General features: G+C 67.2%; 12 protein-coding genes and 2 pseudogenes. 6 read left to right on the top strand and 8 right to left on the bottom strand.

What is annotated here, in order from left to right; genetic code table 11:
- Positions 1–40 precede the first annotated feature (40 nt).
- Positions 41–190: pseudogene (locus A5711_RS26555) on the top strand (MFS transporter); the annotation flags it as partial.
- Here the strand turns inward: A5711_RS26555 and A5711_RS22635 are convergent.
- A pseudogene (locus A5711_RS22635) lies at positions 184–639 on the bottom strand (MFS transporter); the annotation flags it as partial. The pseudogenes A5711_RS26555 and A5711_RS22635 sit on opposite strands and share 7 nt — an antisense overlap.
- A gap of 83 nt (positions 640–722) precedes the next feature.
- Positions 723–1,202 carry a bacterioferritin gene (gene bfr / locus A5711_RS22630; RefSeq protein ID WP_055405255.1) on the bottom strand — a complete coding sequence of 160 codons (480 nt, stop codon included), beginning with the start codon at positions 1,200–1,202 and terminating at the stop codon, positions 723–725.
- 358 nt (positions 1,203–1,560) lie between these two features.
- On the opposite strand from bfr, the gene A5711_RS26550 reads away from it, so the two are divergent.
- Positions 1,561–1,746, top strand: coding sequence for a bacterioferritin-associated ferredoxin (locus A5711_RS26550; RefSeq protein ID WP_066954279.1), 186 nt, complete (start codon positions 1,561–1,563; stop codon positions 1,744–1,746).
- Here the strand turns inward: A5711_RS26550 and A5711_RS22625 are convergent.
- The 4 genes from A5711_RS22625 to A5711_RS22610 are packed head-to-tail and all read right to left on the bottom strand — an operon-like array spanning position 1,743 to position 4,630.
- Positions 1,743–2,498 (bottom strand): enoyl-CoA hydratase/isomerase family protein, encoded by a 756-nt coding sequence (locus A5711_RS22625; RefSeq protein ID WP_067950492.1) that lies wholly within the window; start codon positions 2,496–2,498, stop codon positions 1,743–1,745. The two genes, A5711_RS26550 and A5711_RS22625, sit on opposite strands and share 4 nt — an antisense overlap.
- A gap of 18 nt (positions 2,499–2,516) precedes the next feature.
- Positions 2,517–2,960, bottom strand: a complete 444-nt coding sequence (locus A5711_RS22620; protein WP_067950490.1) for a TIGR03618 family F420-dependent PPOX class oxidoreductase — start codon at positions 2,958–2,960, stop codon at positions 2,517–2,519.
- Positions 2,957–3,667, bottom strand: coding sequence for an EthD domain-containing protein (locus tag A5711_RS22615; RefSeq protein WP_067950488.1), 711 nt, complete (start codon positions 3,665–3,667; stop codon positions 2,957–2,959). Before A5711_RS22615 ends, A5711_RS22620 begins: the two co-directional genes overlap by 4 nt.
- A gap of 27 nt (positions 3,668–3,694) precedes the next feature.
- Positions 3,695–4,630, bottom strand: coding sequence for a hydrogen peroxide-inducible genes activator (locus A5711_RS22610; RefSeq protein WP_067950486.1), 936 nt, complete (start codon positions 4,628–4,630; stop codon positions 3,695–3,697).
- Positions 4,631–4,732: 102 nt separating this feature from the next.
- Between A5711_RS22610 and A5711_RS22605 the strand changes: the two genes are divergently transcribed.
- Genes A5711_RS22605 through A5711_RS22595 form a run of 3 tightly spaced genes read left to right on the top strand, consistent with a single transcriptional unit; the run spans position 4,733 to position 7,197 of the window.
- Entirely contained in the window at positions 4,733–5,320 is a 588-nt protein-coding gene (locus A5711_RS22605; RefSeq protein WP_067950484.1) for a peroxiredoxin, read from the top strand.
- 28 nt (positions 5,321–5,348) lie between these two features.
- On the top strand, positions 5,349–5,885 hold the full coding sequence (locus A5711_RS22600) for an alkyl hydroperoxide reductase (protein WP_067950482.1): 537 nt from the start codon (positions 5,349–5,351) through the stop codon (positions 5,883–5,885).
- A gap of 4 nt (positions 5,886–5,889) precedes the next feature.
- The gene (locus tag A5711_RS22595; protein ID WP_067950479.1) at positions 5,890–7,197 is read left to right on the top strand and encodes an alpha-amylase family glycosyl hydrolase; all 1,308 of its coding nucleotides are present in this window, start codon (positions 5,890–5,892) and stop codon (positions 7,195–7,197) included.
- On the opposite strand, the gene A5711_RS22590 is transcribed toward A5711_RS22595, so the two are convergent.
- Positions 7,183–7,620, bottom strand: coding sequence for a DUF1810 domain-containing protein (locus A5711_RS22590; RefSeq protein WP_067950477.1), 438 nt, complete (start codon positions 7,618–7,620; stop codon positions 7,183–7,185). The two genes, A5711_RS22595 and A5711_RS22590, sit on opposite strands and share 15 nt — an antisense overlap.
- 19 nt (positions 7,621–7,639) lie before the next feature.
- On the opposite strand from A5711_RS22590, the gene A5711_RS22585 reads away from it, so the two are divergent.
- Complete coding sequence (locus A5711_RS22585) at positions 7,640–8,902, top strand: alpha-hydroxy acid oxidase (RefSeq protein ID WP_067950475.1); 1,263 nt, start codon at positions 7,640–7,642, stop codon at positions 8,900–8,902.
- A gap of 5 nt (positions 8,903–8,907) precedes the next feature.
- On the opposite strand, the gene A5711_RS22580 is transcribed toward A5711_RS22585, so the two are convergent.
- Positions 8,908–10,146 carry a phytanoyl-CoA dioxygenase family protein gene (locus A5711_RS22580; RefSeq protein ID WP_067950473.1) on the bottom strand — a complete coding sequence of 413 codons (1,239 nt, stop codon included), beginning with the start codon at positions 10,144–10,146 and terminating at the stop codon, positions 8,908–8,910.
- Positions 10,147–10,167 lie beyond the last annotated feature (21 nt).

Genomic DNA, 10,167 nt, shown 5'->3' with positions numbered 1-10,167 from the left:
CGCGTCACGCGCGCTGCAGGGCATCGGCGGCGGCGGGCTGATGGTGACCGCGATGGCGCTGATCGGCGAGGTGATCCCGCTGCGGGACCGTGGCCGCTATCAGGGCGCGATGGGCGCGGTATTCGGCGTCACCACCGTGATCGGTCCCTTGCTCGGCGGCTACTTCACCGACCACTTCACCTGGCGCTGGGCGTTCTGGATCACCTCGCCGATCAGCGCCATCGCGGTCACCATCAGCCCGCCGCCGCCGATGCCCTGCAGCGCGCGTGACGCGACCAACATGCCCATCGAGCTCGAGAGCCCGCACAGCACCGACCCGGTGACGAAGAACACGACGGCCGCCTGGAAAACGCGCTTGCGGCCGAACAGGTCACCGAACTTGCCGACGAGGGCGGTGATGATGGTCGAGGCGAGCAGGTAGCTGGTGACGACCCACGATTGATGGCCTGCGCCACCGAGATTGGCGACGATGGTGGGCAACGCTGTCGCCACGATCGTTTGGTCCAGCGCGGCCATCAGCATGCCGAGCAGGATCGCCACGAAGATGAAGTTGCGTCGCTGCGGGTCGACCGCGACGTCCCCGGGTCCCGAATCCGAAGTGCGGCCGGCCGGAGCCGCCGCTGGTGTCGCCTTCGTCATGCCCGCCTTTCCACGGCTTTCGATGGTAGTGAGTGCCCACGGTCAACCCGTGGCAACCAAAACCCGCGAAAGGCGTGGGCGCGTCAGCTCGGCGGGCGCGAAACGCACTGCGCGGAGTAGAGCTCCACGCCGAGCTTGTCCATCAGCTCCAGCTGCGTCTCGAGGTAATCGATGTGCTTTTCCTCATCGGCCACGATCTCTTCCAGCAGGTTGGCGCTCGTGGTGTCCTGCTTCTCGCGGCACATGATGATGCCGGGCTTCAGCCGGTCCATCACCTCGTACTCGATGGCCAGGTCGGCCTCGAACTGCTCGCGCAGCGTCTGGCCGATGCGCAGCGAGAAGAGACGCTGGTAGTTCGGCAGCCCATCGAGCAGCAGGATGCGATCGGTGATCGCCTCCGCGTGCCGCATCTCGTCGAAGGACTCGGCCCGGGTGTGCTCGGCAAGCTCGGTGAACCCCCAGTTGTCCTGCATCTTCGAGTGCAGGAAATATTGGTTGATCGCGGTGAGCTCGCCGGTCAACTGCTCGTTGAGCAGGCGCAAAACATCCGGATCCCCTTGCATGATCACTCCCCTACGGTGACGTGAAACGGTGGTCATTTCGTGGCTCCGGGCCGGGTGCGCTGGGCTGAACACACCGTGCCGGGCCGTACCCGCACTTTGCCACGACGCGTGGCGATCTTCCAGCAAGGTATGGCTGTGCTCAGTGTGTGTCGCTCGCGGCCCGGGTGCGGCACGTTGCTAGCGGGTAAGGTTAGACTGCGCTAACGAACTTAGGTTAGACTCAACTAATAACGGTCTGGGTTCGGTACTACTTCTTCAAATCCCGATAAACCCGGGATGCCGAGAGGGAGGACAAAGTGCGCTCGCTTGGCCACGCCGCCGACGAAGGGGATGTCGCCCGCATGCAGGGGATGCACTGATGTATGTGTGCCTGTGTGTCGGCGTCACCAACCACACGGTGTCCGAAGTGGTTGCGCGCGGTGCCTCCACCTCCAAAGAGGTCGCGGCCGCATGCGGTGCCGGTGGCGATTGCGGACGTTGTAAGAGGACACTGCGGGCCATCATCGCCGCGTCGGCGAATCTCGAGACCGCTCCGTCGCTTTAGCCCCGGGCTTTGTTGAAGTCCGCCAGGGCCGCCGCGTTGGCCTGTGCGCCCATCAATTCGGCGAAGTGAGCGTTTTCCCGCGCGGTGGCTGCCGCGATTTCCGGCCGCACCGGTTCGATCATCGTGTGCTTGACCGCCATCAAGCTTGAAATGGGGCGGCTGGCAAGGGTTTCCGCGTGCCGACGGGCTTCGGGCAACAGATCCTCGGGGTCGCAGACCCGCCAGACCAGGCCCATCCGCAGCGCCTCCTCAGCGTCGACCCATTCCGAGGACATCAACAGCCAGGCGGCATTCTGCCGGCCCACCAGCTGCGGCAGCAGGTACGACGAGGCCGCTTCCGGGGCCACCCCCAGGCTGGTGAACGGACACTTGAGGCGGGCCGTCGATGACATGAAGGCAAGATCGGCGTAGCCGAGGATCGTGGCGCCGATGCCCACGCCCACACCGTTGACCGCGCAGATGAGCGGCTTGGGGAACGCGCTGAGGGCGTCGATCAGCCCGACGAAACCGTGCTTGCCCGGGGCGAAATCCGGATCGGTGATGCGGGCCTGCATCTCGGCGAGGTCAGTACCGGCGCTGAAGCCGCGGCCCGCGCCGGTCAGCAGCACCACCGCGACCTCGGGGTCGTCGGCGGCGGCCAACAGCGCCTCGGCGGTCGCGTCGTACAGGGCTTCGTTGAATGCGTTCAGCGCCTCGGGCCGGTTCAGCGTGAGGGTGCGCACCCGGTTTTCGTCATCGATCTGCAGCGTCACCGCTGCAGCCTAACGACGTCAGCCGTTGCTGTAGACGCGGGTGGGCGCGATCAGCACGACGGCGCGCCGCTCCCGGGCCATCACGCGGTCGTATTCGTCCCAGTCGTCATGCGTGCCGCCCGCGGCGGTGAAGACGTCGCGGAGCAAGAGCCGCAGCTGGTCGTCCGTGGTCAGCCAGGGCTGCGTGTCCTCGGGGCCGGCCAGCTCGGCGCGGCCCTCGACCGTCGCCCACTGCCAGCCCTTGCGAAAGGTGACCGCCAGTTGCGGCCGTGCGCGCAGGTTGGCCAGCTTGACCTTGCCGTAGGTGGTGAACCCCAACACCTCCTGGCCGCTTTCCGGATGCGGCAACAGGCCGACGTTGACCAGCGAAGCCTGCACCGTTCCGTCGGCCCGAACGGTGGACACCACCGCCAGGCCGTTTTCCGCCGCGGCCAGGCCGACGGCATCACGCAGAGATGTCATGTGGGTTCCTCGATGAACGGTGTCTTGAATACGTAGCGGCTGGTGGGGACGGTGTCGATGTTCTCGTTGGCGCCGAACGCCGTGGTGCTGGCGACCATTCGGCCCAGTCGGTCCTGCAAGTCGTCGTCGTCGGCGGCACCGAAAAACGCCTTGAGATCGGTGATCGCCTCCTGCGGGAACAACTCCTCGACGATGCCCGCGATTCCCGGTCCGTCCGGGGTGAGGGCGCGCACCACCCAGTTCTGGGTGTAGCCGAAGGTCGACTGCGTCTCGATCGCCACCGAGGTGTGGTCTCGCTGCCACCGGGCCAGCCAGGTCTCCTGGTCCAGGCCGGCGGGCCGGCGCAGCAGCGCAATGTTGGCTAAACCCGCTGTGCGCGAACCGGATTCGGTTACCGGCGCTTTGAGCGGAACCGATTCGGTTACCAGGTAGGCGGCGAGCTGTTCGCATTCGGCCTCCAGCAGGGTCAGCGCTGCGGACATCTGCTCGCCGTAGCACTGCTGGGTCCACATGCTCACCACCGCCGCGACCGGCGGATCCAGCGTCGTGAGCGTCATCAGCGAGTGGCGCACGGCGTCGTCGCGGACGTTGACCGACAACCCCGGCAGGCCCAATTCCAACAAGGCGTCGGCGACGGGGCCGCGCTGGCGGGCGCACCACCCCTCGTCCGAATCGGCACGCATGAGGACGGCGATGACCTTTTCCATAGGCAGAACCTACCCGCGGCGGCCGCGCTATTTGATCAGCCGGACGGGATGTTCGTCGCTGATCAATCTGCCGATCATGTCGGCTAATTGCCGGTAGGACTCGTCACGACCGCTCGACGAGCGGTACACCAGCCCGATGCGCCGTCCCGGGCGCGGCGCGGCGAACTGCGCCAGGCCCAGGCGGCTTCTCGTCGCCTCGACCGGCACCGCGCTCTGCGGGATAAGCGTCACCCCCAGGCCGCCGGTCACGCACTGCACCGCGGTGGCCAGTGACGCCGCCCGCGTATTGGCCAGCTCCGGTCGAACGCCCGCCTTGTGGCACACGTCCAGCGCCTGATCGCGCAGGCAGTGTCCCTCGTCCAGCAGCAGCAGGGGCAGATCGGCCAGTGCCGTCGCCGGAACTCGCCGCTTTCCCGACAGCGGATGTCCGGGCGGGAGCGCGAGGACGAAATCCTCGTCGTAGATCGGGATCGCGGTGACACCGCCGCTGTCGGCGGGCAGGGCGATGAGGGCCGCATCGAGTGCGCCCTCGCGCAATACCGTCATCAGCCGTTCGGTCTGGTCTTCGGTCACCCGCAAGGTCATTCCGGGGAATTGCTCGGTCAGGCCGGCCAGCACGGTCGGCAGGACGTAGGGCGCGACCGTCGGGATCAGTCCCAGTCGCATGCCGCCCCGCAGCGGATCGGACGAACCCGCGGCGGCGGCGGTGAACGCGTCCACCGCCTCGATGACGGCCTGGGCGCGCGGCAACAGCTCCGCGCCCTCCGCCGTCAAGAGGACACGCCGCGTCGAGCGCTCGACCAGCTGGGTGCCGAGCCCGGTCTCCAGCGCCGCGAGCGCCTGCGACAACGTGGACTGGCTGACTCCGAGAGTGGTTGCGGCGCCGCTGAACTGACGCTTTTCGGCGACGGCGGCGAACGCGCGGAGGCCGGCGATCGTCGGCTGATAAATCTTATCGGGCATGCCTATAAGTGTAGTGGGAAATATCACCTTTACTTCAGACCGGCCGAGCGGGCAGCATTGGCAGAGAAAGCTATTCTTGAGTGAATCCAAATTAGGAGAGCCATGCCTTTGCTGACCATCGGCGACCAGTTTCCCGCCTATGAGCTCACCGCGCTGATCGCGGGCGACTTGTCCAAGGTCGACGCCAAGCAGCCCGAGGACTACTTCACCACTGTCACCAACGAGGACCACGACGGGAAGTGGCGCGTTGTGTTCTTCTGGCCCAAGGACTTCACCTTCGTGTGCCCGACCGAGATCGCCGCGTTCGGCAAGCTCAACGACGAGTTCGCCGACCGCGACGCGCAGGTCCTGGGCGTCTCGATCGACAGCGAATTCGTGCACTTCAACTGGCGCGCGCAGCACGAGGACCTGAAGAAGCTGCCGTTTCCGATGCTCTCGGACATCAAGCGTGAGCTGAGCCTGGCCACCGGCGTTCTCAACGCCGACGGTGTGGCCGACCGGGCGACCTTCCTGGTGGACCCCAACAACGAGATCCAGTTCGTGTCGGTCACCGCCGGATCGGTGGGGCGCAACGTCGAGGAAGTGTTGCGGGTCCTCGATGCGTTGCAGTCCGACGAGCTGTGCGCCTGCAACTGGCGCAAGGGCGACCCGACGCTGAATGCCGCCGAGCTGCTCAAGGCCTCGGCTTAGTCACGTAGGGTCTGATCAGGGAGGCGAGATGAGCGTAGAAAACCTCAAGGAAGCGCTGCCCGAGTACGCCAAGGACCTCAAGCTCAACCTCGGCTCGATCACGCGCACGACCGAGCTCAACGAGGAGCAGCTGTGGGGCACCCTGCTGGCGAGCGCCGCGGCGACGCGAAACGCTCAGGTAATCAGCGAGATCGGTGCCGAGGCGGCCGACATCCTGTCCGCCGAGGCGTACAACGCGGCGCTGGGAGCCGCATCGATCATGGGCATGAACAACGTGTTCTACCGTGGCCGGGGCTTCCTCGACGGCAAGTACGACGACCTGCGTGCGGGATTGCGGATGAACATCATCGCCAATCCCGGCGTGGAGAAGGCGAACTTCGAGCTGTGGTCGTTCGCGGTGTCGTCGATCAACGGATGCCCGGACTGCGTGGCCTCCCACGAGCACACGCTGCGCGAGGCGGGAGTCACCCGGGAGACCATCCAGGAGGCGCTGAAGGCCGCGGCCATCATTTCCGGCGTGGCACAAGCGATTGTCGCCGCCCAGACGCTGGCCACCGTCGGCTGACGCAGTGACGGCACCGGCCTGGGTAGAACACGCGATCTGGTGGCAGGTCTATCCGCTGGGGTTCGTCGGCGCCTTTCCTTCGTCGGAGCCGCCGCGGCCGGAAGAACACCGGCTGCGGCGGCTCGTCGACTGGTTCGACCACGCCATCGCGCTGGGCGCGTCCGGCGTTGCGCTGGGCCCGATCTTCGCCTCGCGCACCCACGGTTACGACACCACCGACCACTACCGCATCGATCCGCGGCTCGGGGACGACGATGATTTCGACCATCTCGTCGCCGAGGCCCGTGGCCGCGGCCTGCGCATCCTGCTCGACGGCGTGTTCAATCACGTCGGCCTGGACTTCCCCCGCTACCAGCAGGCGCCGAACAATGAGGCGGCCGCGCGCTGGTTTCGGGGGCGTCCGGGACGCTTTCACACGTTCGAGGGCCACTCGGAACTGATCACGCTCAACCACGACAACCCCGAAGTGGTCGACTACACCGCGGACGTGATGGCGCACTGGCTGGAACGCGGCGCCGACGGCTGGCGACTCGACGCGGCATACACCGTGCCGGAACGGTTTTGGGCGTCAACGCTGCCGCGGGTGCGCGAGCGCTTCCCCGACGCCTGGTTCGTGGGTGAGCTCATCCACGGCGACTACGCCGCCGTCGTACGGGCCGCCACCTTCGACTCGGCCACCCAATACGAGCTGTGGAAGGCGATCTGGAGCGCCCTCAACGACGGCAACTTCTTCGAGCTGGACTGGGCGCTGCAGCGGCATGGCGAGTTCCTGGCCGGCTTCGTCCCGCTCACTTTCATCGGCAACCACGACGTCACCCGCATCGCCAGCCGGCTCGACCGCCCCGAGCACGTGGCCCATGCGCTGGTGACCATGCTCACCGTCGGCGGGGTCCCGAGCATCTACGCGGGCGACGAGCTCGGATTCCGCGGCGTCAAGGAGGAACGCTACGGCGGGGACGACGCGGTTCGTCCCGAGTTCGCCTCTCCCCCAGTGCAATTGGATGCGTTTGGTGCCGAGATGTGGGCGTTGCACCAGTTCCTGGTCGGGTTGCGCCGTCGTCACCCGTGGCTACACAGGGCGTCGACCACCGCGCTAAGACTGGAAAACCGGCATTACCTTTACGAGACCCGCAGCGGCGACGACGCGCTGCTGGTCGCGCTCAACATCGACGACGAGCCGATGCGGGTGGCGCTCTCGGAACTGGGCACGTCACACAAGCGGGTCGTCGGCGGGTCATCGGCCCCGCCGGAAGAGGTGGTGGACGCGCTGGTCGTGGAACCGCACGGCTGGCGAATTTTAAGCCCCGCCTAGGCGTTCCACAGTCAGCTGGTCCTGCCCGCCGTCGTAGTACTTGTCGAGGACCGCGAGGAAATCCTCGTTGTCGTCCGCGGCGCGGGCGAACAGCGTCATCGACGAGCGCAGCTTCAGGTCGTCGGGCGAGCCGAAGATGTCGGCGACCGATCGGTCCCGCACCGCGTGGACCAGCCGAGTGCACTCACGCAATCGCGGCCCGAGCACTTCGTGCCGAAGGTAGGCGCGGGCCTCCTCGAGCGAGGAGATGCCGTAGTGCACCGCGGTCGGGCTGCCGCCCAACCCGCGCAACTGCGGGAAGACAAACCACATCCAGTGACTTCGTTTGCGACCGGAGCGCAGCTCCTCGACCACGTTGCGATACACCGGGGCCTGCGCGTCGACGAAGCGCTGGAGATCGAAGGGGTCGCTCGTCGATTCCATGTGACTACGGTTGCACACTGTGGAATCCAAAAGACGGAAGGCCGTCAAACGACGAGTGCCCACGGTTCGCGACCTCGCGCCGCTGATCCAGTTCAAGCGGCCGCAGTTCGACGCGACCAAGCGCCGCCTCGAGGCCGCGCACACCATCGAAGATCTGCGACGCCTCGCCAAACGCCGCACGCCCAAGGCGGCGTTCGACTACACCGACGGCGCCGCAGAGGACGAGCTTTCGATCCAGCGCGCCCGGCAGGCGTTCCGCGACATCGAGTTTCACCCGTCAATCCTGCGGGACGTCAGCAACGTCACCGCGGGCTGGAATGTGCTGGGCCAGCCGGTGGTCCTGCCATTCGGCATCGCGCCCACCGGATTCACCCGACTGATGCACACCGAGGGCGAGATCGCGGGCGCGGCGGCGGCGGCCAAGGCGGGCATTCCGTTCTCGCTGTCCACCCTGGGCACCTGCGCGATCGAGGACCTGGTGACCGCTGTTCCCCAGGGCAGGAAGTGGTTTCAGCTGTACATGTGGCGCGACCGGGAACGCTCGATGGCACTGGTCCAGCGCGCCGCGGATGCCGGCTTCGACACCCTGCTGGCCACCGTCGACGTCCCGGTCTCGGGCGCCCGGCTGCGCGACAACCGCAACGGGATGACGATCCCGCCGACGCTGACACTGCGCACCGTCCTGGACGCGGTACCGCACCCGAAATGGTGGTTCGACCTGTTGACCACCGAGCCGCTGGCCTTCGCGTCGCTGGACCGCTGGCCGGGGACCGTCGCCGAGTATCTGAGCACCATGTTCGACCCCAGCCTCACCTTCGATGACCTGGAGTGGATCAAGGCCCAGTGGCCCGGCAAGTTGGTGGTCAAGGGCATCCAGACGCTCGACGACGCGCGCGCCGTCGTCGAGCGCGGCGTCGACGGCATCGTGTTGTCGAATCACGGTGGGCGCCAACTGGATCGGGCCCCGGTGCCGTTCCACCTGTTGCCCTCGGTCTCGCGCGAGGTCGGCAAGCACACCGAGATCCTGCTGGACACCGGCATCATGTCGGGTGCCGACATCGTGGCGGCGATCGCGCTAGGCGCGCGGTGCACGCTCGTCGGACGCGCCTACCTGTACGGGCTGATGGCCGGCGGGGAGCCCGGCGTCGCCCGCGCGATCGACATCCTCGCCGAAGGCGTGATCCGCACCATGCGCCTGTTGGGTGTCACCTGTCTCGAGGAGCTCTCCCCCAAACACGTCACGCAACTGGAACGCCTGGGGCCCGTCCAGCCGCCCGCGTGACCGCGTTACTGCAGGCGGGCGACGCGTTCCGTGCGGTTGCGCACCAGGTCGTTGAATGCCTCGCCGGGCCCGACGTGTTCGAAGAGCTGCGGCGGATAGTGAGTGACATACATCGTGCGGCGGCCCCCGGTGGCGGTCGGCCGGGGTGAGGCGTGCATCAGGTCCTGGACATGGACGGTCACGTCGCCGGGGGCGGTGTCGATGCTGACCACCGGTACCCCTTGGAGCCGATGTTCCCAGCGGTAGTGAATCGCCTGGCCGTGGCTGCCCGGCACCACCTGAAGGTTGCCGGTCGAGGCGTCCGAGCCGGTCAGCTGGATGCCGATGCTCACCGCGGGGCACATGAGGGCGTGTCCACCCATGCCGCAGTCCTGATGCCAGGGGATGTTGGACAGCCCACTGGTGTTTCCGGGCACCTTGAGCAGCACCGCGCTGCCTTCCATCCGGTCGGGTGCGGGCCGCAGCGCGGGATCGATGAGGGTGCCCAGCCTGCGAATCCTCGGGTCGTTTTCCAAGGCGGCGAGGACGGGTGAGCGCAGCGTCGCGTAGACCAACCGGCACAGCGCGCTGCCGCCGTCCTCGTCGGTGACCCACCACGAACGGTCGTCCCCCAGCCGGGCCTCGGCCGCGAGGCGGTCGACTTCGCGGTTGGCGGCCCGCATCTCGTCGGTGGCGAAGACACCCCTGACGTGCAGGTAGCCCATGGTTTGCAGCTGTGCGGTCAACTCGGCGTCGTTCTCGTCCAGCGTGAACGTGGCGAGCGGGTCACGCCCCGCCAAGTCGGCGCGGGCCGGATCGTAGGGCGGCACCCCGGCATGCAGGTACCGCAGGACCGGGTCCCAGTCGGCCAGCTGGTCGAAGCCACCCCGCTCAAAGGACAATTCGTCGCTGAGCAGGAGGTTGATCGCCGTGCGGATTTGGCCAACCATGTCGTCCCAGGCCCGTCGGGACAGCCGGACGACGGCGTCTCCGGTGCGCTGCCCCTCGCCGACGCGGATCGTCGAGCCCTCGACGGCATAGGTGACCGCCTCGTCGCCGACGAGGAAGGTGATGGCGCCCGCTGAGGCGAGATCTCTGGCCGCGGATTCGAGGACATCCGGGTCGAGGGCGGTCGGGGCGGTGCGCGTCAGCGGCACGAGCCGATTATCCAAGACCGCCAACGTGATAGCCACCACATTCCGCCGGCTGACCCGCGGCGGAGCGTCCGGGGGGAACAAACCGACGCCCGCCTGGGTTGAGCGCATCAGACTCAGTTTTTGGAGGAT

The organism is Mycobacterium sp. E2238, assembly GCF_001672665.1.
Taxonomy (GTDB): Bacteria; Actinomycetota; Actinomycetes; order Mycobacteriales; family Mycobacteriaceae; genus Mycobacterium.
The sequence above is the reverse complement of the archived record's forward strand: the minus strand, read 5'-3'. Positions and strand labels throughout refer to the sequence as shown.